Origin of the sequence: Streptomyces coeruleofuscus (assembly GCF_039532725.1) — a bacterium.
Classification (GTDB): domain Bacteria; phylum Actinomycetota; class Actinomycetes; order Streptomycetales; family Streptomycetaceae; genus Streptomyces; species Streptomyces coeruleofuscus.
In genome coordinates this window covers 390,561-414,124 of record NZ_BAAASE010000001.1, presented here as the reverse complement: position 1 = coordinate 414,124, position 23,564 = coordinate 390,561, and the positions used below count along the sequence as shown (strand labels likewise).

General features: G+C 73.4%; 16 protein-coding genes. 11 read left to right on the top strand and 5 right to left on the bottom strand.

Features of this window, described 5'->3' with window-relative positions; all coding sequences use genetic code 11:
• Nucleotides 1–1,038 carry an ABC transporter permease subunit gene (locus ABFX81_RS01745; protein WP_086839457.1) on the top strand — a complete coding sequence of 346 codons (1,038 nt, stop codon included), beginning with the start codon at nt 1–3 and terminating at the stop codon, nt 1,036–1,038.
• Nucleotides 1,035–1,913 carry an ABC transporter permease subunit gene (locus tag ABFX81_RS01740; protein WP_086839454.1) on the top strand — a complete coding sequence of 293 codons (879 nt, stop codon included), beginning with the start codon at nt 1,035–1,037 and terminating at the stop codon, nt 1,911–1,913. Before ABFX81_RS01745 ends, ABFX81_RS01740 begins: the two co-directional genes overlap by 4 nt.
• On the opposite strand, the gene ABFX81_RS01735 is transcribed toward ABFX81_RS01740, so the two are convergent.
• Both ABFX81_RS01735 and ABFX81_RS01730 read right to left on the bottom strand, forming a co-directional pair.
• Nucleotides 1,877–4,054, bottom strand: a complete 2,178-nt coding sequence (locus ABFX81_RS01735; protein ID WP_346137758.1) for a glycoside hydrolase family 3 N-terminal domain-containing protein — start codon at nt 4,052–4,054, stop codon at nt 1,877–1,879. The two genes, ABFX81_RS01740 and ABFX81_RS01735, sit on opposite strands and share 37 nt — an antisense overlap.
• Before the next feature lie 80 nt (nt 4,055–4,134).
• Nucleotides 4,135–5,574 carry a BadF/BadG/BcrA/BcrD ATPase family protein gene (locus ABFX81_RS01730; RefSeq protein WP_346137757.1) on the bottom strand — a complete coding sequence of 480 codons (1,440 nt, stop codon included), beginning with the start codon at nt 5,572–5,574 and terminating at the stop codon, nt 4,135–4,137.
• A 44-nt stretch (nt 5,575–5,618) separates the two neighbouring features.
• Between ABFX81_RS01730 and ABFX81_RS01725 the strand changes: the two genes are divergently transcribed.
• Complete coding sequence (locus tag ABFX81_RS01725) at nt 5,619–6,887, top strand: cellulase family glycosylhydrolase (protein ID WP_086841345.1); 1,269 nt, start codon at nt 5,619–5,621, stop codon at nt 6,885–6,887.
• A gap of 3 nt (nt 6,888–6,890) precedes the next feature.
• Here the strand turns inward: ABFX81_RS01725 and ABFX81_RS01720 are convergent, their stop codons facing one another.
• From ABFX81_RS01720 to ABFX81_RS01710, 3 genes are all read right to left on the bottom strand, one after another.
• Nucleotides 6,891–8,375: a glycoside hydrolase family 3 N-terminal domain-containing protein gene (locus tag ABFX81_RS01720; RefSeq protein WP_428837130.1), complete on the bottom strand. Its 1,485-nt coding sequence runs from the start codon at nt 8,373–8,375 to the stop codon at nt 6,891–6,893.
• Nucleotides 8,376–8,457: 82 nt separating this feature from the next.
• A complete protein-coding gene (locus ABFX81_RS01715; protein WP_346137522.1) occupies nt 8,458–8,970 on the bottom strand; it encodes a RipA family octameric membrane protein in 513 nt (170 codons plus the stop codon).
• A gap of 30 nt (nt 8,971–9,000) precedes the next feature.
• Complete coding sequence (locus tag ABFX81_RS01710) at nt 9,001–9,489, bottom strand: hypothetical protein (RefSeq protein ID WP_086841343.1); 489 nt, start codon at nt 9,487–9,489, stop codon at nt 9,001–9,003.
• A gap of 330 nt (nt 9,490–9,819) precedes the next feature.
• On the opposite strand from ABFX81_RS01710, the gene ABFX81_RS01705 reads away from it, so the two are divergent.
• From ABFX81_RS01705 to ABFX81_RS01670, 8 genes are read left to right on the top strand one after another with little or no spacing between them, the layout of a single operon-like run.
• Nucleotides 9,820–10,272 (top strand): hypothetical protein, encoded by a 453-nt coding sequence (locus tag ABFX81_RS01705; protein WP_086841342.1) that lies wholly within the window; start codon nt 9,820–9,822, stop codon nt 10,270–10,272.
• A gap of 16 nt (nt 10,273–10,288) precedes the next feature.
• Nucleotides 10,289–12,394 carry an Hsp70 family protein gene (locus ABFX81_RS01700; protein WP_086841341.1) on the top strand — a complete coding sequence of 702 codons (2,106 nt, stop codon included), beginning with the start codon at nt 10,289–10,291 and terminating at the stop codon, nt 12,392–12,394.
• On the top strand, nt 12,391–13,884 hold the full coding sequence (locus tag ABFX81_RS01695; protein ID WP_086841340.1) for a tetratricopeptide repeat protein: 1,494 nt from the start codon (nt 12,391–12,393) through the stop codon (nt 13,882–13,884). Before ABFX81_RS01700 ends, ABFX81_RS01695 begins: the two co-directional genes overlap by 4 nt.
• Entirely contained in the window at nt 13,881–15,431 is a 1,551-nt protein-coding gene (locus ABFX81_RS01690) for a hypothetical protein (protein WP_086841339.1), read from the top strand. Before ABFX81_RS01695 ends, ABFX81_RS01690 begins: the two co-directional genes overlap by 4 nt.
• Entirely contained in the window at nt 15,412–15,753 is a 342-nt protein-coding gene (locus ABFX81_RS01685; RefSeq protein ID WP_086841338.1) for a hypothetical protein, read from the top strand. Before ABFX81_RS01690 ends, ABFX81_RS01685 begins: the two co-directional genes overlap by 20 nt.
• Nucleotides 15,750–17,624, top strand: a complete 1,875-nt coding sequence (locus ABFX81_RS01680) for a hypothetical protein (RefSeq protein WP_086841337.1) — start codon at nt 15,750–15,752, stop codon at nt 17,622–17,624. The genes ABFX81_RS01685 and ABFX81_RS01680 overlap by 4 nt, the downstream gene beginning before the upstream one ends.
• On the top strand, nt 17,621–19,345 hold the full coding sequence (locus ABFX81_RS01675) for a TIR domain-containing protein (protein WP_346137521.1): 1,725 nt from the start codon (nt 17,621–17,623) through the stop codon (nt 19,343–19,345). The genes ABFX81_RS01680 and ABFX81_RS01675 overlap by 4 nt, the downstream gene beginning before the upstream one ends.
• The gene (locus ABFX81_RS01670) at nt 19,342–23,523 is read left to right on the top strand and encodes a hypothetical protein (RefSeq protein ID WP_346137520.1); all 4,182 of its coding nucleotides are present in this window, start codon (nt 19,342–19,344) and stop codon (nt 23,521–23,523) included. Before ABFX81_RS01675 ends, ABFX81_RS01670 begins: the two co-directional genes overlap by 4 nt.
• The last annotated feature ends 41 nt before the right edge of the window (nt 23,524–23,564 follow it).

The following is a 23,564-nucleotide window of genomic DNA, read 5'->3' as shown; positions in this document are numbered from 1 at the left end:
ATGACCCAACCGACCGTCCACAAGGCGCCCGTTCCCGCTCCCCCGGGTGCGGGCGCCCGGCGCCCCGGCGCTTCCCCCTCGCGCGGCACGCCGGGGCCCCTGCGCCGCGCCCTCCGCTTCGTCACGCCCGGCGCGAGCGCCGACGCCGGGGGCGCGGCGCTCTACCGCCGCTGGTGGCTGCCCTGGCTGTGGATGACCCCGGCGATCATCGGCGCGACCGTGTTCGGGGTCTTCCCGTTCCTCAACACGGTCGTCGTCTCCTTCACCGACGCCAAACCGCTCGGCGGTGCCTACGACGTCGTCGGCCTGGACAACTACCGCCGGATGCTGGGCGATCCGGACTTCTGGGTGGCCACCCGCAACAGCCTGCTGTACGCGCTGTTCGTCGTTCCGCTGATGGTGCTGCTGCCGCTGCTGCTCGCGATCCTCGTCGAGAAGAACCTGCCGGGCATCGGCTTCTTCCGCTCGGCGTTCTACACGCCGGTCATCGCCTCCAGCGTGGTCGTCGGCCTGAGCTGGCAGTGGCTGCTGAGCGACCAGGGACTGGTCAACACCTGGCTCCAGAAGGCGCACCTCATCCGCGAGGCCATCCCGTTCCTGTCGGACTCGTGGCTGATCCTGCTGTCGGCGATGGGCCTGACGCTGTGGAAGGGCCTCGGCTGGTACATGATCTTCTACCTGGCGGCCCTGGGAAACGTCCCCAGGGAGCTGCACGAGGCGGCGGCCGTGGACGGGGCGGGCGCCGCGCGCCGGTTCTGGCACATCACCGTGCCCGGCGTCCGCCAGTCGATGATGCTGGTCGGCACCCTGACCGGCATCGGCTCGCTGCGGGTCTTCACCGAGATCTACATGCTCGGCGGTGCCACCGGCGGCCCCGGCGGCGCCGACCGCACGCTGCCGTTCTACATCCGCGACGTCGGCCTCGACCCGCTCACCGGCAACGCCGGCTACGGCGCGGCCGTCAGCGTCGCCCTGTTCGCACTGACCCTTGGCCTCACGCTGCTCGCCCAGCGCCTGACGAAGGAGGACGAGGCATGACGACCGCCGTCGACAAGCGCCGACGTCTGACGCCCCGCTGGCGCGACTACGGCCGCCCGCGCGAACTGGTCGTCCGCTACCTGCTGCTGGTGTTCGTCCTCTTCATCACCGTCGGCCCGCTGCTGTGGCAGCTGCTGTCGTCCCTCAAGGGCGCGGGCGAGGACGTCTTCGGCGCGGGCGCCTCCCTGATCCCCCGCGATCCGTCGCTGCGGGCGTACCGCGAGGTCTTCGACCAGGTGCCGGTGTGGACGTACATCAGCAACAGCGTGGTCATCGCCCTGCTGTCCATCACCAGCCAGCTCGTCTTCTCCACCATGGCCGGCTACATGCTGTCCAAGCCCGGCTGGAAGGGCCGCAAGCTGGTGTGGATCGTGCTGCTGGCCTCCATGATGTTCCCCTTCGAGTCGATCATGGTGTCGCTGTTCCTCAGCATCCGGGACATGGGCCTGGTCGACCACCTGGCCGGGGTCTGGCTGCCCGGCTTCGTCGCCGCGATCAACGTCCTCATCATGCGGGCCGCGTTCCTGGCCGTGCCGCGCGAGATCGAGGACGCGGCGATGCTCGACGGAGCGGGCGAGTGGAAACGCTTCCGGTACCTGTACCTGCCGTCCGCCTACGGCGCGATCCTCGTCGTCACCATCAACACCTTCATCAGCGCCTGGGACGACTTCCTGTGGCCGCTGATCGTGCTGCGCACCGAGGACCACTTCACGCTGACGCTGGGCCTGGCACGGCTTCAGACCTCGTCCTTCGGTTACGACCAGCGGATGGTGATGGCGGGCTCGGTGATCTCCGTGATCCCCGTGCTGGTGCTGTTCGTGATCACCCAGCGGTGGTTCTACAAGGGGGTTTCCTCGGGGGCCGTGAAGCTCTGAGTCGGTACGGCGGTCAGGGCGGCCCGCGCGGACGCGGCGACCCGGAACTCGACCACCGTGCCGGGCGGCACGGCGGTACGGAAGTCGGCGCCGAGCGGGAACGCGACCGTGCGGGTCTCGCCCGGCGCCAGGTCGACCGCCCGGAAACCGCACAGTTCCAGCGTGCGCGGCCAGACGGGGGTCCGCAGCCGGCGCAGGTAGAGCTGGACGACGGAACGGCCCCGGCGCCGGCCCGTGTTGGTGATGCCGGCCTCGACGCCGTGCCCTGACAGGCGGGGCGGGCCGTACGCGAAGCTCGTGTACGACAGTCCGTGCCCGAAGGAGTGGAGAGACCCGGCGCTGCCGTCCACGTAGCCGCCGTACTCGGTGTCCTTGTGGTTGTAGTGGACGGGGAGCCGGTCCGCGGAGCGGGGGACGGAGACCGGCAGCCGGCCGACGGGCTCGGCGAGCCCGAGCAGCACCTCGGCGATCGCCTCACCGCCCCACGGGCCGGGGTACCAGGCGGTGAGCAGCGCGGCCGCCGTGTCGGGCACGACGTGCGGGCGGCCCTGGATCAGCACGACCGCCGTCGGCGTCCCCGTCGCGACGACGGCGTCCAGGAGCGCGTACTGGGCGTCGCCGAGCCGCAGTCCGGCCAGGTCGACGCCCTCGCCACAGGTCATCTCGGACACGGCGGTGCGCGCGGCCCCGTTGGCGTCGAAGCCGGTCCCGGCGGAACGCGCGCTGCTGCCGCCCAGCACCAGGACGGCGACATCCGAGGCGGCGGCGTGGGCGATCGCCTCGGGGAGGCCCGACAGGTCGCCGCCGGTGAGGGCGCAGCCCTGGGCGTGGCGTATGTCGATGCCGGGCGGGGCGAGCTCGCGCAGCCCGTCGAGGACGCTGGTGCCGGTGCCGGGCCGCTGCGGGGCGGTGTAGTCGCCCAGTTGGTGGGCGACGGTGCCGGAGTGCGGGCCCAGGACGGCGATCCGGGAGACGGTCGCCGGGGATATGGGCAGCAGGTCGTCGTTGTGGAGGAGGGTGACGGCGGCGCGGGCGAGGGCGGTGCTCAGGTCGCGTCCGACGGCGGGGAGTGGTGACGGGCAGGTGCTGTAGGGCTGTTCGAACAGTCCCAGGCGGAATTTCAACCGCAGGACGCGCGCCACGGCCTCGTCGAGAGCCGCCTCGCTCACCAGCCCCCGCTCGACCGCCGCCTCCAGATGCGTGAAGCCCTCGTCCCACAGGCTCAGATCCACACCCGAGTCGAGTGCGAGGGCTCCTGCGGAGACCTTGTCCCCGGTGATCCGGGCCAGCCGGTCCACAGCCAGTCCGTCCGCCATGACGAGACCCTGGAAACCCCAGCGCTCCTTGAGCAGTTCCCGGAGCAGGGCGCGGTTCCCGGAGCAGGGCAGGCCGTCCACCTCGTTGTACGCGGCCATGACGGCTGCGGCCCCGGCGCGGACCCCGGCACGGGCGGCGGGGAGGTGGATGTCGTGCAGTTCCCGGAGCCCGAGCTCGGACTCGGCGGAGTTGCGGCCGCCTACGGTCGCGCCCTGCCCGGCGAAGTGCTTGAGGACGACCGGGGCCTTGTCGGCGGGGAAGTACTCGGCGGGTGCGCCCTGCATGCCGCGCACCAGCGCCTCCGTCAGCCGTGCGGCCAGGTACGGGTCCTCGCCGAAGCACTCCTCGGTCCGCCCCCAGCGCGGGTCACGGGAGATGTCGAGGGCCGAGACCAGGGCGACGTGCCCGCCACGGGCGCGCAGTTCGGCGGCGGCGTGGGCGGCGGCCCGCTCGTACAGCCCGGGGGCCCACGTGGCGCCGACGGCCAGGTTGACGGGCATGACCGTGCCGTCGAGGGCCATGTGGCCGTGCGGCACCTCCTCGACGAACAGGGCCGGGATGCCGAGCCGGCTGCGCGCGACGACGTGGCGCTGGACGAGGTGCGCCAGTTCGGCGCCGTCGGACGCGCCGGAACCGGTGGCGTGGTCGACCCCCGACCAGGTGTCGGCGCGCAGCAGTCCGTACAGCGCGCCGAGTCCGGCGAAGCGCTCGGTCTCGGCGTACAGGGCGTCGGTGAGCTCGAAGCCTCCGTCGGAGGTGCGGCGGTAGGCGTCCCAGCCGTACATCCGCTGGTTGAGCTGACCGGCCTTCTCGCGCAAGGTCATACGGGAGAGCAGGTCGCGGACGCGGGCGTCGACCGGGGCGGCGGGGTCGCGGTACGGGGGCGTGCCCTGCCGGGTGGCGGTCACGTACGGCCGCCGTGGGCGAGGCGGGCCAGGGCGACGGCGCCCCGGCAGCCGTCGGGGACCCAGTCGAGGGTGAGGCCGAGGGCACGGAGGCGGGTTTCGAGGCGGTCGGTGAGCGGCCCGTCCGGCCCGAGCAGTCCGCCGGTGGCGACCACCCGCTCGCCGGGGCCGGGATCCAACGCCCGTACGGTCTCCGTGAGTTGATCCGCCGCCTCGTCGAGGATGGCCAGGGCGACCGGGTCCTCGGCGTCCCGGGCCGCCGCGACGACCAGCGGTGCGAGCCGTGCCAGGCGGATGGGTGGCTCGGCCATGACGGCGGGGAGCAGGTGCCTGCGGTAGGCCTCGCGCCGGGGGCGGGACCAGGGGGTGTCGTCGTGGGGCGGGAGGGGGCGCCGGCCGACAGCCGGAGAACCGGCCACGCCGCCGATCGCGGCCGCTGCTGGTCCGGACTCCCCCGGACCAACGGGCCCCCGCCCGCCCGCGGCTCCAACTCCTGGGGACTGCCCCGAACCGGCCGACGGCCCGCCCACGGCTCCAAATCCTCCGGACTCCCCCGAACCGGTCGACCACCCGCCCGCACCGGACTGCTCAGGACCGGCCGACCGCCCGCCCGCGGCCCCAGCCCCTCCGAACCGCCCCGAACCAGCCGACTCCCGCCCGCCCTCGCCGCTCGGCCCCGGGCCGGCCGGCCGGCCACCCGCACCTTCAGCCCCTCCCGACTGCCCCGGCCCGGTCACCCGCGGCACCGCCTCGTGCCACCCGTCACCCGACGCGCCCTCCGCGCCGCCGGGGACCACGTCGGGGGACAGTCTGCGCACCGCGCCACCGGCTGCGGCACCGCCGGGCAGGGCGTCGCCCGGCACCCCGAGTTCCCGGCCCACCGTCTCCGCCAGCACGGTCGGCGCGCCCCTGCCGTCGGCCATGCGCAGCGCGGCCCGTACCGCCGCGCGGCCGATCCAGAAGCCGCTGCCGTCGTCGCCGAGGAGCCAGCCGTCGCCGTCCACGGTGACGGCGCCGCGGCGGCCGGTGATGCGCATGGCCACCGCGCCCGTGCCGGCCACCAGGGCGAGACCGTCGGCCGGGGTGCCCGGGGCGGAGGCGAAGGCCGCCTCGATGTCGCTGCCGATGACGGGCGGGCCGGCGTCGATGCCCAGCCGGCGCAGGGCGGCGGTGAGGGCCGCCAGGGCATTGCGCCGCCCCGGCTCGTCGGCGGCGGCGCCGGTCGCGCCCGCGAAACCGCCGGCCACGGCCACGACCCGGTCACGGACCGCCTCCGGCACGGCCCGCCCGACGGCCTCGGCGAGGTGCTCGGTGAGCTGCGGCACAGGCACGGTCAGGGCGTTGCCGGGCCCGGCGGCGCCCTCGCCCACCGGACGCCCGTCGTCCGCCGTCGCCAGAACCGCCCGGGTCCGCGTGCCGCCCGCGTCGAGACCGACCACCAAGTCTCGGCACTCCTGGTTCAATTCATTACCCATCGCCGACTATGGTGATTGATGCATTCACCCAGGGCAAGACCCGACCCGAGGAGGATCCCATCCCTACGCTCCGCTTCGGCGTCAACTACACGCCCCGCCGCGGCTGGTTCCACTCCTGGCACGACTTCGATCCGAAGCACGCCCGCGAGGACCTGGACCAGATCGCCGCCCTCGGTCTGGACCACGTCCGGGTCTTCCACCTCTGGCCGCTCCTCCAGCCCAACCGCACACTCATCCGCACCGCCGCCGTGGACCAGCTGGCGCACCTGGTCGACCTGGCGGCCGAGGCCGGTCTCGACGTCCTGGTGGACGGTGTGCAGGGTCATCTGTCCAGCTTCGACTTCTACCCGGAGTGGACCCGCGGCTGGCACCACCGCAACGTCTTCACCGACCCGGAGGCCGTCGCCGCCCAGGCCGGACTCATGCGGACCCTCGCCCGCGCCCTCGCCGGACGCCCCAACCTCATCGGCCTCCAGCTCGGCAACGAACTCAACAACCTGGTCGAGCACAACCCCGTGACCCCGGACGAGGTGGACCACTACCTCGACACCCTGCTGGACGCCACCCGCGAGCACCTGCCCCACGGCCGGCTCGCGACCCACTCCGCCTACGACGCGGCCTGGTACGGCGACGACCACCCCTTCACCCCGCAGGCCTCGGCCCGCAAGGGCGACGTCACCACCGTCCACCCCTGGGTGTTCTCCGGCGACTGCGCCCGCCGCTACGGCCCCCGCTCCCCGCAGGTGCTGCACCTCGCCGAGTACGGCACGGAACTCGCCAAGGCCTACGCCGAGGATCCGGCCCGCCCGGTCTGGGTCCAGGAGACGGGCGCCCCGGAACCGCACATCCCGGCGGCGGACGCGCCCGACTTCGCCCGGGCGACCGTACGGAACGCGGCCGGGTGCGAGGGACTGTGGGGCGTGACGTGGTGGTGCTCGCACGACGTGGACCGCTCGCTGGCCGACTACCCGGAACTGGAGTACACCCTGGGCCTGTTCGACGCGCGGGGCGTCGCCAAGCCGATCGCGACCGCCCTCGCCGAGACGGTCGCCGAGGTCCGCGCGGGGCACCACCCGGCACGCCCCCGCGAGACGGCCCTGGTCCTGGACTGCACGCCGTCCACGCGTTCCGTGTCCGGCCCGGGCGGTGCCTACTTCGACGCGTGGATGGACCTGCGCACGGAGGGCGTCCGCCCGGCGGTGGTCCTGGCGGCCCGGGCGGACGACGCCGCGTACCTGGCGGCGCGCGGCGTCAAGGAGGTCGTACGGGTGCCGTAGGGCTCAACTGCCCGCCAGCACCTCGGCGACGGCCCGCAGGTTCACCCGCCCCCGCCCGTAGGAGCACAGCGCGCCGCCCTCCGGCAGCCCGGTGTCGACCCGTACGGCATCGGGCCGCCGGGCCAGCAGGGCGGCGCGCAGCCGTCCCTGCCAGGGGTGCAGCCCGGCGTCGCAGGTGGCGACGACCAGCGGTGCGTCACCGGACGCGCGCAGGACGGCGTCCACGACGGCGGCCGGATCCGCCGGCTCCCCGGTGACCGCCGTCCCGGTGGCCGCGGGGTCGGCGGCGCGCACCTCGGTCAGCAGGTCCTCGCCGCCCCAGTTGAGGGCGGGGTGCGGCGGCGGGAACAGGTCGACGACATGGGCGCCGCGCACGGCCGGCGGCACCGGCCGGCCGCGGACAGCCCGGCGCGCCGCCTCCAGCCCGGCCCCCGCGTCCCAGCCGTCGACCGCCCCGGACGGAACCGCGTACCGCCCGGCGAGCCGCCGCACCCGCCCGGCGGCCTCCCACAGCCGCTCCCCGGACAGCGCGCCGGAGCGCAGTGCGCCGAGCACCGCGTCCCGGCAGGCCAGGGTGACCTCCAGGTCCGGCACGGCCACGATCACCTGGTCGGCACCCGCCGCGAGGGCGATCCGCGCCCCGGCGGCCTCGCCGTAGCGGTCGGCGATCGCCTTCATCTCCAGCGCGTCACTGACCAGGACCCCGTCGAAGTCCAGCTCGTGCCGCAGCAGATCGCCCAGGATGCGGCGGCTCAGGGTGGCGGGCCGCTCGGGGTCCAGCGCCGGGAACACGACGTGCGCGCTCATGATCATCGGCACGCCCGCGTCGACGGCCGCGCGGAACGGTTCGAGGTCGGCCCGCAGTTCGTCGTACGGCCGCGGATCGACGGCGATGCCGTGGTGGCTGTCGGTCTCGGTGCCGCCGTGGCCGGGGAAGTGCTTGGCGCAGGAGGCGATGCCGCGCGCCTCGGTGGCGGCGATCCAGGCCCGCAGATGCCGGGCGGCGAGCGCGGGTTCGGCACCGAAGGAACGGGTGCGCACGATCGGGTTGCGCGGATGGTGCTGGAGGTCGGCGACCGGGGCGTAGGAGACCGTGATGCCGAGGGAGGCCAGGTGCCCGGCCAGGGCGTCGGCACAGCGGGCGGTCAGTCCGGGTTCGTCGACGACACCGAGCGCGAACGACCCGGGCACCTCGGGAGCGCCGGCACCCGCCAGGTGCCCGATTCCGCCGCCCTCGTTGTCGATCCCCACGAGCAGGTCCGGCCGGACGGCCCGCAGCTCCTCGGTGAGCCGCCGCACCTGCTCCGCGTCCCGCACGTTGCGGGTGAACAGGATGACCCCGCCGAGCCCCCGGTCGACGAGCCGCTTGAGCTCGTCCGGAACACCCGTGGTCCCGGCGAACCCCGCGACGAGACAGCGGTGGGCGGCCTCGTCGAGGTCGGCGGTGAGGCCGGCGGGGCTTGCGGAGGTGCGCGTGGAGGAGGTCACCCCGCACATCCTCTGGCTCACTCAGCCGTAAGTCAACGGCTCTACGGTTCAGCAATTCAGCATCCGAACGCGCGTCTGTCGGTCACCGGAAGGCGACAGCGCAGAAACCCACGAGGTAGGAGACGGCGAAGATGACCGGTACCCATTGCTCGACGTGCGTCAGGGGCATGTACTTGCGCCAGTCACGCCCCTCTCCGGACGCCTTCCACTCCGCCCGGGAGTACGCGTAGGCCGGGAGCCGCTCCTCCAAGGCCCCGATCACCGCCCACTTGGCGAAGTTGAGCTGCCGGTACGAACGCACCATGACGTACCACGCCGCGCACTGGGCGAGCAGGATGACCAGTCCGGCCAGCAGCAGCAGGACCGGAAGGCCGGCCACGCCCCGGGCCGCGACCGCCGCCAGGGCCGCCACGACCGCGCTGTTGAGCGACAGGAAGAAGGTGTTGGTCAGAGCGCGCCGCGAACTGACCCGGTCGGCCATCTCCACACAGAGCTTGTACTGCTCCAGTACCGCCTGCCGGTACCTGTCCTCCGCCTCCGTGTAGCCGGACGGCCCGACCGCCTCGTTCCACAGCACGTCCCCGATGTCGCTCATGCCACCAGCATGACGAAGGAGGTGAGCCGCTCACCCACGGCTGGCTCCTTCCGGCCACACCACGTCCACCGGGATGCCGGCCTCCCGGGCCGCGAGCACCGCGTCGGCGGTGCCCCCGCCCCTGCCGCTCGGGGGCTCGCCGTTCCATACGGCGACGAGCCGGTCGGCGCGTGCCAGCAGTACGGCGTTGGCGGCGTCGTACGCCTGCCGGCCGGCCCTCTCGTAGGACAGCGCGAGCACCTCGTCAGCGGCTTCGACGAGCCGGTCGAACAGCCGCGCATGGCCGGCCTCGGCGTGGATCCGGCGGTAGTCCCCGGAGGGGATGACCACGACCAGGCGTCCGCCGACGGCGAGGACGGCCTCGGCGAACAGGGAGTCGGCGCCTTTGGCGATGCAGGAGACACCGACCAGTTCGTCCGCGACGGCACGCCGCCCGAGCAGGTCGTCCAGGGCGGTGCGCACCAGAGGGACGCTGTCGTCGGTCAGGTCCATGTGCCCGGTCACGGCGAGGGTCGTCACGGTCCTCTTCCCATCGGTGCGTCAGCGGATCGTGGCTCACCCTGGCACGATCCGGTCACCTCGCACAGGCCGGGCGGCGCTCGTCGTCGACGCCTCGCCGACGGCGAGCCCGGTTCCGGGGTACGCCTCACGGGGGAATCGAATCCGGCCATGTCGTTCCCAGTGCCCCCAACTGGTGTGGATCGCCTCCAGGTTGCGCTCGAACCCCCCTAGAATCGGCGCGACATCACGGCCGCACACGGCCGTCCTGAGCCGAGTAGGACTGCGTCGAGCACGAGCCTCCCAGCCTTGTTCCTCGGCGCGCGGCGTTCGCGAACGGGGGATGTTGGGATGCCCGCTGCCAATGAGGCCGACGGGGCGCTGTTCGCGTTACCCGTGGTCGTCCCCAGGACGACCGAGTACACGCGCCTGGGGGCGCCGCCCGAAGCGACGGCCGACGAGATCCGCGCCGCGGCCAATCGCCACGACGCCCGGCTGAGGGCCCGGGGCGCGAGCGACGAGGAGATCGCCGCCGCGCACGCCGCCAGTATCGAGAACGCCGAGGCCCGTGCCGCTCACGACGCCCGGTTCCCACCGCTTGAGCTGCTGCGCCTCGTGCCGACCTGGGAGCCGATGTTCGACGCGGACGAGAAGGCGATCGGCCTGGCCGTACTGCGCAGGGAGATCGAGGCCTTCCTGACAGCGGCAGGCGAGTCCGTCCATCACCCCATGGACACCACCCGTACCGACTTCACCGGCGACTTCGCCCGCACCCATCTGCTCGACGGCTTCGCCGGCGAGTGAACCCCGGAGGTCCCCCATGGAAGACGAGCTGCACCGGGTCGTCGGCATCGACCTGGGCACCACCTACTCGGCCGTCGCCGCCTACCACGCCGACGACTACGCGCCCAAGATCCTCGCCGACCCCGAACGCGAGGGGGCCGCCGCCGTCGCCATGCCCTCGGTCGTCCGGCTCGACCCGGCCACCGGCGTCCTGGTCGTCGGGCACGACGCCAAGGACGCCATCAACGAAGGGCCCGGCACCGAGGGCACCTTGGTGGAGATCAAGCGCGAGATGGGAGCGGTGTTCGACGAGAAACTGCTCGACCGCTTCGGCGCGCGGGGCGTCTACCAGGTGGAGGACCCGGTGCGGGCCCGGCTCGGCGACGAGTGGCTGCGCCCGCAGGAGATCAGCGCCCTGGTGCTGATGAAGATGAAGTGGATCGCCGAACAGTCGCTGGGCGGAGAGATCCACGACGCGGTGGTCACCGTGCCCGCCTACTTCATGGAGCGGCAGAAGAAGGCCACCGAGGAGGCCGCGCTGCTGGCCGGCCTCTACCCCCGTCAGCTCATCCCCGAGCCCACCGCCGCCGCCATCGCCTACGGCGTCGACCGGGCCGAGTCCGAGCGGCAGGTCTACCTGGTCTTCGACCTGGGCGGCGGCACGTTCGACGTGTCGATCATCGAGACCCGGGAGGACGAGATCGAGGTCATCGCGACCGCAGGCGACCAGCGGCTCGGCGGCGGCGACTTCGACGACGCCGTCGCGGAGTGGATCAAGCGGGAGCTCGGCGACACCCTTCCGAAGGACGTCGAACCGCTCCAGATCAAGGCGGCCGCGGAGGCGGCGAAGCGCGAGCTGTCCCTGCGGTCCACGACCAGCATCGACCTCGGCGGCGGAACCACCGCGCTGGAGCTGAGCCGGGACACCTTCGAGGCACTGATCCAGCCGATCCTCGACCGGTCCCTTAAGCAGGTCGACGAGGCGCTGAAGTTCGCGCGGAGCGCCAAGGGTGTCCTGCCCGAGCACGTCAACGCGGTGCTGCTCGTGGGCGGTTCGACGCGTATCCCGCAGGTCAAGCGGATGCTCCTGAACCACTTCGACCGGGACGAGGGGTTCGTGCGCGGCGACGCCAACCCCGACACCCTGGTCGCGCGGGGCGCGGCGATCGTCGCCAACCGGTTCGAGGCCTCGCCCGCCTTCGACCTCGCGACCCGGCCCACCGCCGAGCGGTCCGCGGACGACCAGGACTACGCCGTCACGCTGATCACGGAGCACACCCTGGGCGTGGGCGTGCAGGACGGCGAACTCAGCGTGCTGATCCCGCGCGGCACCAAGATCCCGGCCCGCCAGGTGCGGACGTACACCAACCCCGATCAGGCCCCCCGCATCGAAGCGGTCATCTACCAGGGCGAGGACAAGTACGTCTACAACAACACCCTGATCGGCACGATCCACCTCGACGACATCGAACGCCGCCCGCAGGGCTACCACGAGTTCGAGGTCGAGTTCAGGCTCGATGTGAACGGGCTGCTCGGGGTGCAGGTCACCCACACCAACACGGGGCGGGAGTACCAGGCGACCTTCGACCAGAGCACCACCATCGGCAAGCTGGACGAGCTGGCGGAGCGGCGGGCGGCACTGGCGCGGCTGTTCGCGACGGTGCTGCCGGCCGGCACGGCGGAACCGGCGGGAGAACCGCAGGACGGCGGATCAGCGGAGTTCGCGGTCCCGTCACCGGTGGCCGCCGCGGTGCCCGGACCGGTCGCCGCCGGCCTGCCGGGCCCGGTCACCACGACAGTGCCCGAGCCGGTCGCCACCTCGGTCCCCGGACCGGGCACCACCACGGTGCCCGAGCCGGTCACCACGGCAGTGCCCGGACCGGTCACCGCCACGACCCCCGCCTCCGTCCCCGCTCAGGGCGGCCCGGACCCGTCCGTGGACGCGCCCGCCACCGGCATCGATCCCGCCGCCGTCCCGGCCGAGTACCGCCGCATGGTCAAGAAGGCCCTGCGCGCGGGACGGGACGGCCAGGCTCCGCCCGCTCTCACCGCAGCCCTGGGCGCGTTCTGGGAGGCTGTGCGCGCCGGTGCCGACGAGGACACGCTGGACGAGCTCGCCGACGTGCTCGAGGACGAGCTTTGACCACGACCCTGGAGGCCTCCCAGGCGGCCGTCGCCGCGGAACTCGACGCCGAGTACGTCGGCGTCGGCTGGTGGGGCACGCTCCACCGGGCGCCGCACCGCCGCCGCTGGTACCGGCTGATCCCGGTCGAGGAGATCGACGGCGACCAGCGCTCCGAACTGCTGGCCTGGCACACCCGGCCGCGCCGGCCCGAGCTGGTTCCCGTGGTGCCCGGTGAGCAGGGCGAGCAACGGCAGCTCGGCGGGCGCTGGTTCCAGGTCGTCAGCTACGAGACCGACGCGCCCCGCTCTCTCGCCGACGCCCTCGCCGAGCGGGCGGCGGCCGCACGGCTCGCGTCCGTGGCCGGGGCGCTGCGCGCGCTCCCGGCCTGGCGTGCGGCGATCGGCCCCGAACTGGTCGCCCTGCCCGGCGACATCGTGCTGAGCGGACACGGCCCGCTGCTGCTGCCGCTGCCCGCCTGGGGAGCGCCGTCCGTCGGGCAGCTCTTCGCGGAGCCGGAGCGGCTCGCGTACCTCGCGCCGGAAGCGGCTCGCGGTCTCCCGGCCGGTGACCGGGACTCCGGTCTGCACGCCCTGGGCGTCGCGGCGCTGCGCTGCTTCGAGTCACCGCCGGACGCCGGCACGGAGCGGCTCCTCCAACGGGCGGCCTGCGCCGCGGTGTTCGCTCCCCGGCCGCACGACAGCCGGCTGCCGTCCTGGACGCGGCGCGTGGAGCCGGTCCGCGCGGCACACGAACAGCTGCGGACCCTCGTCACGGGCCCCGGGAGCACCGATCCGGTGCGGCTGGCCGACGCCCTCGACGAGGCACGCCGCGCGATGGACCCCCTGGTCGCGGTGCGTTCCCTCCGTACCGCGGGCCGGCCTCGCAATGCCGTCGGACTCGCCCACGCCGCGCTGGTCGACAGCCCGGGCTACCCGCTGCTGATACTCGCCGCGGAGATCGCCCACCAGGATCTGCGCGACCCGCTGGAGGCGCTGTCCCTGCTGGAACGCGCGGTGCAGGCGGACCCGGGGCGCCCCGAGGCGTACGCGGCACAGCTGTCGATCATCGGCGGTCTGTGGGCGGTCGTGCAGGGGCGGCTCGCCGGGGCCACGGACGGCTCGTTCGCCCACCGGCTCCTGACCACGGCCCGCACGGCGTTCGACCGGCTGCCGTCCGACCGGCGCCGGGACCACGCCCACGAGATGGCCCTCTGTCTCATCGGCCAGGGCGAACTGGCCGAGGCCAACGCCTTCGTGCACCGGTGGCTGCACGACGGCACCACGCTGATGTGGTGGCGTCTCGACCTCATGCTCGACTACGCCGAGACCTTCCTGCTGCTGGGCCGCCTGGACGAGGCCGAGCAGGTCGCCGACCAGGTCCAGGCGGGGCTCCGGCGCCTCCGGGAGAACGGCCAGATGGCACAGCGCGACATCCATGAACACGGCATGAGGTACGCGGACCTCGTCCGGGATCTGCACCACAGGCGCGGCGGGGGGTCCGGGGCGTGATCACGATTCTGCTGGCGGTCGTCCTGCCCCTGCTGCTCCTTTCCGTCCTGGCCGGCGCCGGGTACTTCCTCCTGGTGCTGCCGAGCCGCTGGCGGTTGCCGTACGAGCGGTCACTGGTCCTGCTCGACAGCGACGACCGCGACGAGCTGGAGCGGGCCGACCAGCTGCTCGGGCAGGCCGTCAACGCGGGGCCGAGGGGGCGGGCGCTCGACCGGATCCGGTTCGCGCAGGCCTATGCGCGGGCGATGCTGGGGCGGCACGATCCCGCCCGCTACGGCGCCGCCGCGACCGTCCTCGACGAACTGATCGCCACCGAGGGCCGCACGGCGGACACCGCCTACCTCGAACTGTGGGTGCGGGCGCAACTGAAGAACCACGACCGCGTCACCGACCTGTACGCGGAGCACGCGGAGCTGCTGGACGCCCGCCCGCAGAGCCGTCGTATCGCCGCCGTCTCCCACCTCCAGCTGGCCGTCGAGCACTGGCGGCGGCGGGAGACCGAGGGGGCGCTGCACCACTTCGACCGGGTCCGGGAGCTCGGTGAACTCACCGACCGGATCCCGCCCGAGGTGAACGACCTCCAGCTCGTCAAGGGCGTCCAGTCGGTGTTCGACGGGCGCACCGACGACGCCCGCGACGCGTTCACGGGAGCGCGCGAGCGTGCCGGGCAGCGGGGACTGCCGACGGTCGAGGCCGAGTTGGGGATTCTCGTCTGCGACTGGGCGGACGGCGATCCCGCCGAGCTGGGGGAACGGCTGGCCCGGCTGTCCGGGCAGGTGGCGGAGCTCCCCGCCGACGAACCCACGACGGAACTGCTGCGCACCGGCGTCGAGGTGCTGCGACTGGTCGCGCTGGTGCGGGAGTGGCTCGGCAGGCCCGCCCTGTCCGGGGCACCGAGCCCGTCCGACTTCCTGGAGCTGGAGCGGCGGGCGGCCGCGGTGCGCGAGGCGGACCCCGACCTCGGCGACGCCGCGCTGGTCGAGGGCCTGGTCCGCTACTACTTCGCCCTGAGCCAGCCCGAGCGCCGGCAGGCTCTGGACGTACTGGACGAGGGCAGGAACCTCTCCAAGGGCATCACACTGCCCGAGGTGCTGGACCTGATGGAACGCGAACGTGCCCTCGGTGACGAGGGCGATGCCGTCTCCCGGTACCTCGTCCTCGTGGGCGAGTTCCTCGACGATCCGGACCGCTCCCCCGAGGACCGGGCCCACTACCGACGGCTGAAGGACAGGTTCCGGCAGTTCGGCGACCCGGGCGACCTCGACACGAGGGCCGTTCCCCGGCAACGGGCCCCGCAGGACGACGTCCGGCGCCGCAACGAGGCCCTGCGCCGCCGTGTCGAACTGATCGTGTACCCGCGACTGCGCGACCTCGCCGAGGACGCCCCCGCCAAGGTCGCCCTGCGGGCGCTGCTGGAGGAACTCGAGGCCGCCTCCCGGGTGTACGGCGACGGCGCGTCGGTCCTGCACGAAGCGGAGCACAAGCTGATCACCACCACCGGAGAGATCCTGCTGCCCGAGGAGACCGATGACCAGGATCGTGCCTAGGCGGCTCGCGCCCGGGCGACGGACCGGCGCACCCACGACCGGGCGGCTGGCCGGACTGCTGCCCGGGCGGGGCCGCACGACCGACCGTGCCGCGTTGCTCGACCGGCTCCCGGCCGTGGAGAGCCGGCCCGCGGCGGACGAGAAGCAGCTCTTCGAGCAGGCCGGACTGGCCCGGGTGTTGCTGCTGATGGCGAAGGTCGACCAGGAGTCCGAGTACCTGCTCTGCCGACGGCTGGCCGAACACGCGCTGGGCACGGTGCCCGATCCGGGCGAGGTGTCGGAGCTCGGGGAGTCGCCCGAGCCCGGAGGGGAGTACACGTGACCGGTACGTCGGAGAGCCGCCACTCGTTCCGGGACATCGACCCCGTCCAGTCGCTGCGGACGCCGTCGTTCGAGTTCGCGGAGATCGGCCGCCAGGCGGACCTCGCCGAACACGACCGGCGGCTGGACGAGCTGGCCCGCAGGGCGAACACCGCACCCGTCGCGGACCGCCTGCTGGACCTGTCCCCCGTCGCCGCCAGTGCCCTCGAGGAGATGTCGCTGGTCATCGGCGACGACGGCGAGGACCTGCTGGAGGACGGCCGGGCGAACGCCCACGCCGGTGAGTACGCCACGGCCCTGGAGCTCCTGACCGAATACCTGCGCGGCAGGCCGGAGCACCAGGAGGCCCGCTACCTGCGCGCGTTCTGCATGTACCGCCTGGACGGGCAGGACCAGGTGGAGGCCCTGCGCATCCTGCTGCCGCTGCGCGACGAGCCGATGGACGACGGCCTGCGCGAGCAGGTCCTCGAGCTCCGCCGCGAACTGCGCCGCCGTGTCACCCCACTTGAGGTCGGCGCCTACGCCCGCACGGCCCGCTCCGACCCCGAGGGAGCGCTGGAGCGTGCGGAGGCGTTCCTCGAACTGGTCCCGGAGGAAGGTTCCCTGTCCTGTCTCGTCGCCCTCGGCCAGGCCAAGGCCGGCGACCTGGAACGGGCCCTGGACACCGCCACCCGGGGCGCCGCGGACGCGGAGGTCGACAAGGAACAGGTCGCGGCGCTGGCGCGCAAGCTGCTCCTGCCGTATGTGCGCCCCGCCGCCGCTCGCGCCGTCGCGGCGTTCAAAGCACACGACCCGCGCCTGGCGCGGGTCGAGCTGTCCCGCATGGATCCGCGTTGGCGGCACAACGCCGTCATCGAGGATTTCGACGCCTACCTCGCCCTGTGCGTCACCGGCTGGAACCACACCTCACCACCCGCGCCGCGGCTGCCCGACGACCGCGCCGACGACCTCTACTCGCTGATCGCCGAGGCGGACGGCCAGCAGGCCGCGGCGCTGATGCAGGCCGGCCTCGTGGACGTGGCGGAGCAGGTGCTGTCCCTCGTACTGCCCCTGGTCCCGGGCTTCCGCTGGCTCAACTTCCTCTACGCCGCCTGCCTGTTGCGGCTGGGCCGCGATCCGGAGCGGGCGGCGGCGTGTGCCGAGATCGCCGTGCGGGACGCCACCATCGCCCAGGCCGGCGAACTGCTGGAGGCGATCAGGGGCTGGCAGGAGGCGGCGGTCATCAACCCGGTGGTCGAGGAGTACCTCGCCGCCATGAAGTCGGTGAGCGGCGGTGTGTCGCCCGATCGCCTGGCCAGGCTGCGCACCCGGCTGACCGTCCTGGAGCGGGGGCTGCCCGCGGTACGGGCGGCGGCGCGGAGCGAGTCGGGCAGGCAGGTCGTGCAGGAGCTGGAGAAGGCGATCGGCCGGCGGCTCGCCGAGATCGCGGACGCCGTCGTCGTGGCCGAGCTCTACGAGAGGTACGACGCCATCATGGCCCCGGTACAGGGCGGTGTCACCGGCACCGCGGCGGCGGACCGGCTGCCCCGGTCCCTCGACGACCTGGCCGCGCGGATCAAGGACAAGCGCCGGGCGGCCGGGAAGGGCGCCGGGCAGGAGCCGTTCGAGAAACTGACGGAGCTGGTCACCGCGCGCCAAGCGGAACTCGACCGGGTGCGGACGGGGTTGCGGGTGTCGGACCTCGTCAAGCGGTTCAACGAGCTGGTCGAGCCCCCTCGGACCCCGGATCCGTACACGGCGCGCACGAAGCTGGCCGGGATCCGCGAGGAGGCCCGCGGGCTCCGCCGGAGCCACAAGAAGACCCTGGACCCCCGGGAGACCGCACTGCTCGACGAGCTGATCACCACCATCACGAAGGTGCTGGGCCGATGACGGACACCACGGGGGCCGCGTCCGGCACCGACTGGGACGTGTTCATCAGTTACGCCCGCGAGGACTACATCCAGGCCAAGGACCTGTACGACGCGCTGAGCGGCTTCGTGACCGCCGACGGTGCGGCGCCCAGGATCTACCTCGACGTGTCCCGCACCAGCGGCACCCCGCTCGGCGCGGACTGGCAGACCTTCCTGGAGGAGGCGCTCCCCCGCAGCCGGCACATCGTGGCGCTCTACTCGCCGACGTACTTCGACAAGGACGTCTGCCAGTGGGAGCTGCACGAGGCGTACAAGCTGAACCCCCCGGAGGGCGGCCGGCTCATCCCGCTGCTCATCCACCCGGGGGCGGTGGCGAAGGTGCCGTACATCGTGCACCGGATCAACTGGATCTCCACGACACGGCCGCGCTGGATCGACGAGGTGTGCAAGGCGGTGGGGCTGCACCCGGCCGAGACCGGCGCCGTCCTCCGCTTCGACACCCCGGTCACCGGCGCGGTCGCCGGTCACACGCTGCCGTCCGTGAAGGTGACCGGCTCGGCACCGGACGGCATGTCCCCGTGGCCGTCCGGGGCGACGGTCACCCTGACCGCGCAGCCGGACACCGCCGAACTGACCGGGACGCTCTCCACGCCGGCCGCCGGCGGCACGGCGGTCTTCGGTGACCTCGCGTTCCGTACGCCCGCCCCGGAAGTACGGCTCGTCGCGACCGCCCCCGGCTGCGAGCCGGTGCTGACCCCGCCCTTCGAGGTGCGGGCCCCCGAGGAACAGCCGCCCTGGGACGACGAGCCCGACCGTCCCGTCCTCGCGGCGCGCGGGCACCCGGTCTTCTTCCCCGACGGCCGGGCGCTGGCCGTGCGCGACGGGCGGACCCTGACCGTCCATACGGCGGAGCACGAGGCCGCCGGCACGGCGGAACTCAGGGAGCGGCCGCGGCTGTGGGCGCGCGGGGAGAGCTGCGTCGCCGTCGCCGACTGGTCGGGGCGCGTCGTCCTGGCGGCGCCGGACGGGCGGACCCGGGTCGTGGACCTCCCGGCGTCCCACGGTGGGCGGCTCAACGTGCCGGGGGCGCTGGCCTTCGCCGGGGACGTGCTGTACGCGGGGACGTGGGGCGGGAAGGTCTGGTCGGTGTCGCTCGACACCGACGATCCGGAGCCGGTGCTGGAACACCGGGCAGGCGTCCAGGTGCTGGCGGCGGACGGCTCGGGACTGCTGGTGGGCGGCCTGGACGGCACACTCGCCCATTACACGGACGGCCGGGCCGGCGCCGAGCACCTGCTGGAGCCGGTACTCCTCGCCCTCACACGCGTACGGAACTTCGCCCTCGTCGTCGGGGAGCGCCACGTGTACCGGCTGGACCTGACCAGTGGACGGCTGCTCAAGGTCACCCAGCCGGTGAGGGCGGTCACCGGGACCCTGCCGGGCGGTGAACTCACGGCGATCGTGGACGCGTCCGGCCAGGGCGTGTGCTTCGACGCCGAGCTGGCGGTACGGGTCGGATTCGGCACGGTGCCGGGTGCGCGGCCGGTGGGTTCCGGTGCCGGGGGGCGGCTGCTGGTCATGGAGTATCCCGACGGTTCCCACGCCCTGGTCCGCGACGGCCGCACCACCTATGTCGCCGGGCATCCGATGACCGTCTCCCCGGACGGGTCGCGGGCGGCGGTGTCGGACGGCGAGCGGCTGCTGATCCTGTCTCCCGAGGAGCTGGAGGAGCCGTCGTGACATCCCGTACGGCGCTGGAGAACCGGCCCGAGGTGCTGCGCCGCCTGGCCGACGGGCTGTGGTCCGACCTGGAACAGGGACAGCCCCTCCCCCAGGGCCAGCTGGACGCGGCCGTCGAGGCCTGCTTCCGGATCGGCGTGCATCCCGCCACCGACCCGGCGACCGCGCTGACCATGCTGACGCGCGCCCACCGGCTGGACGACACGAACCCCAAGCACCCGTATCACGTGGGGCTGCTCTACCTGCGTCACGGCCTGCCGGAGGCCGCCGTCCCCTGGTTCAGGACCGCGGCGGCCCTGTCCCCCGGCAACCACCGCGTCTGGGCCCATCTGAGCCTCGCGTACCGCGCGATGGACCACCAGGGGAAGAGCGCGGACGGCGGCCATCGCGCGCGTGCCGAGGCCATCGCGGGCAAGATCCGGGAGGGCCGCCACGACTTCGCCCCGGAGGACGCGGAGGAAGGCGCGGAAGGCGGGAAAGGCGGGGAAGGCGAAGAAGTCATGGCAGGCGAGAAGGGCACGGAAGGCGTGCCGCCGACCGCCCAGCCGCTGCTCCGCCCCGGCGCGTGCAGGTGGACCGGCGTCCACGACATGACGGCAGACAGCAGGCTGCGCGGCAACACCACCACGCACACCCGGGACGTACTCGCCGCCGAACTGGAGAGCATCGCCGAACTGGCCGGCCGCCGCCGGGGACGGACGGCCGCGTTCACCGTCCTCGCCGTGCAGTGGATGGTGTACGGCTATCCGGTGACGACCGTCCGCCGCCTGGCGAAGCGGCTCCCGCCGGACGACGGCCCCGCGACACGGATGCTGCACCTGGTGTGCGACCTCTTCGAGACGGACGTCCACGAGCTGCCGGACCGGCTCGCCACCTGCCTCGCCGACCGCTCCCTGCCCGACGTGCTCATCGCGCTGATCCACCGCGGGCGCCTGTTCCGGCGCCCGCTGGTGTTCCCGGACCTGGGTGCCCACGCGGCGGCACGGGAGTTCACCGACGGCGATCCCGAACGGCACGAGAAGGCGCTGCGTTCGGCGGCGGAACAGCTCGCGGCCGCCCCGGCCGAGCCGATGGCGGACGTTCCGCGGGCGACCGGTCCCGCCGAACAGGACGCGCCCGGTCCCGACGAGCGGCTGGCCTTCTTCGAAATGGCCGCCGCCGGTCTGACCGACCTCGCGAAGGACGTCCAGGCGCATGCCAAGAGCCTGGCCGGGGCCACGGTGACGGACACGGCCGGCTACGCCCGCGTCGCCGGCGACCGGGACGTGCTGACGGATCTCGTCAAGCGCCTGGAGACCGTACGGCAGGCCCGGCTGGAGGAGCTCCAGCGGTTTCAGGAGTCCGAGCCGTCGGGTCTGGTGATGGCCTTCGAGGAGTTCCAGCGGCGGATCGGCGCGTGCCAGGCCTCGTTCCAGGAGCCGCTGGGCAGCCTGCGGACCATCCTGAACAAGCGGGTCGCCAAGCGGCTGGCCGCGAAGGAGAAGGATTTCGGGGCGGCCGAGCCCGCGCCGGGCGACCAGGTGCTGGAGCTGCGGAACCGCCTGTCCGCCCTGGAGACGGAGCCCGCCGGCACCCTCACCCCCGACGACCGGCTGGCCCTCTTCGAGGAGACGGCCACCCGGCTGGCCGGCATCACGCAGGACGCCCTCGACCACGCCAAGGCTCTCGCCAAGGCCACCGTCGCGCAGGAACCGGACTACGCCCGCGTTCTGGGAGACCAGCAGCTCCTCATCCACCTGGTCGACCGGCTGGAAGCCGTCCGGCTGGACCGGTTGGATGCGTTGCAGCAGCTCAAGGCCCCCGAGGCGTCGGCGTCCGGCCTGCTGATGTCCTTCGCGGAGTTCCACCGGCGGGTGGAGGAGTGCGAGACTCGCTTCCAGGAAGGCCCGGGCGGTATCCGCAACATCCTCAACAAGAGGGTCCGCAAGCAGCTGGCGCCGAAGCAGGCGGAGTTCGCGACCACCGCCCCCGCGCCGTCGCCGTCCGCCCTTGCGCTCGCGGAGCGCCTCGCCGGCCTGGACACGACGCCCGACGCCCCGGCGGCGACCGGGGCCCCGGTGTCGACCGACGCGTCGCCCCCTGCCCGGCGTCCCTCACCGCCGCCACCGGACGCCCTGGCAGGTCCCCGCGAGCGGGTGCGGCACGCCCTCGCCGTCGCCGAGCAGGCCCTCGACGAGAACTTCGCCGAGGCCTGGCGGACCCTGGAGGCCTATCCGGCCGAGTTGAGGCACCGGGACGCGGTCGTCCTGTTGCGGACCTACCTCGGCGGGAAGCAGGCGGAGGCCGACCAGCGGCTGGGCCGGTCGGCGGCGGCCCGGCGGCGCTGGAACGCCATGCTCGCCGACGACCCCCTGAGGCCGGCCGTACTGCGCAACCTCGCGGTGGCGCACACCACCGCGGGTGACCTGGGCCAGGCCGCGCACGCGTGGCGGCGCCACCTCGAAGCGCTGTACCTGGAGGCCGTGCTCGACGGGGACCTGCGCCGCGGCGCCGCCGAACGCGCCGAGCTGCATCGGGTGCTGGCCGCGTCCTTCGGTACGGCCGCGCTCTGTCCGCGCGCCACGGGCGACCGGGAGACCGAAGAGGACACGGCGCAGGTGGTGCCGCTGTTGGCCAGTGCCGGCAAGGTCACGGCCGCTGTCGCCCACCTGCGGCTGGAGGAGCTCAACCACATGCTCACCCAGCGCCGTCCGACCCTCCTGCTCGGCGTCGGCCGCTCCGTCGAGGACACCGCCCTGGCCGCCGCCCGGGACCGTCGCAAGGCCGCCGTCGAAGCGGCGGTACCGCTGCTCCCGCCCAGGGTCAGAGCGGTCTTCCGGAAACTGTGCGACGAGATGATCGACGCCGCGTACGGCGAGGCGTCGCAGACGCGGGGACGCACCCGGCGGGCCGGAGACGAGGCCGAGGACGAAGCGCACCTGGAATGGGCGCGGGACCGTCTCCTGTGGAAGCTGCGGCTCGACAACGCCGTGCGGGGCCAGAGCGCACAGTGGCCGCTCACCGAGTACTCGGGCGACGTCCTGGCGGGCCTCGACCGCGTCGACTCGCTGCTCCTGGACCCGGCGGACCCGGGGCTGCTGATCAGCGCCCAGAAGCTGGGCGTCCAGGGAGATGCCGCGCAGGTCCTCGAGAAGTACAACCAACTCGCGCGGCATGCCGCCGACTTCGCCCTTCAGTTCATCTACGAGGCCGCCGAGGAGGCGGCGTCCGGCCACGCGACGCGGAACTTCTCCGACCGGTTCCGGCGGACGACCCGCTCCTGGGGGCGCAACGACGACACCATCCCTGAGCGCTACTCCGGCCTCCTGGACGATCCGCAGAGCCTCTACCACCCCTCGGTGGAGTCGGCGTTCGCGCTTCTGGAGCGGTTGAGGCAGACCGGCCGCCCCGCCGACGAGAAGGAACACGGCATCCTCACGGCTGCCGTGACCGCTCTGGAACGCTGGGTGGAACGGCTCCCCGGAGCCACCGGCCCCGCCCGCACCCTGGCGGTGGTCCTCGGCGCCCTCGACCGGTACGACGAGGCCCACCGGGTGCTCGCCCAGGCCCAGCGGGAGGCGTTCAGTGCGCGCGGGCGACGGCAGGTCGCCCTGTCGCTGGTCCGGCTCGACATCACCCGCGAAAGGTTCGCCGAGGCCGTGCAGCAGGTGCGGGAACTCCTGCTCCGGGAGCCCGACGAGGAGTCGCTGCGCGCTCTTCTCATCGAGGCGTACGACAACTGGATCGCCTCGGGAAGGAATGTTCCCGGAACGTCGGACATCACCGGCGCGTTCGCGCGGTGGACGGACGCCGAGACTGTCAGGAGCCGCCGCCGGCTGGTCGTGAAGGCGGTCATGGCCAAGGACCGAAGCGGACAGGACCCCGAGAGCGCCGCGCGTTCGGTCGTCGACGACCTGCATGGGGTGTGCGCGGGCGACCCCGAGAACGTGGACGGCCGCGAACAGCTCGTCGTCGCGCTCTACCAGCATGCGGTGGCGGTCCGCACGGCGATGCGGTCCACCACGGGCAGGCAGCGCGCAATCATGGGCGAGCGGCTCAGGGAGATCCGCGACGAGTGCGCGGAGTCCGCGACCGGTCTCCTGGACTCCGGGCTCCTCGCCGACGAGGAGCGGCGCGAGCAGATCCGGAAGTTCCTCCGGGCCGTACGCCCGGAGGAAGCTCCAAAGCCGAGCACCTGAGACCGTGCCGTGTCATCGGCCGGGACGGTCTCGGTCCCGGT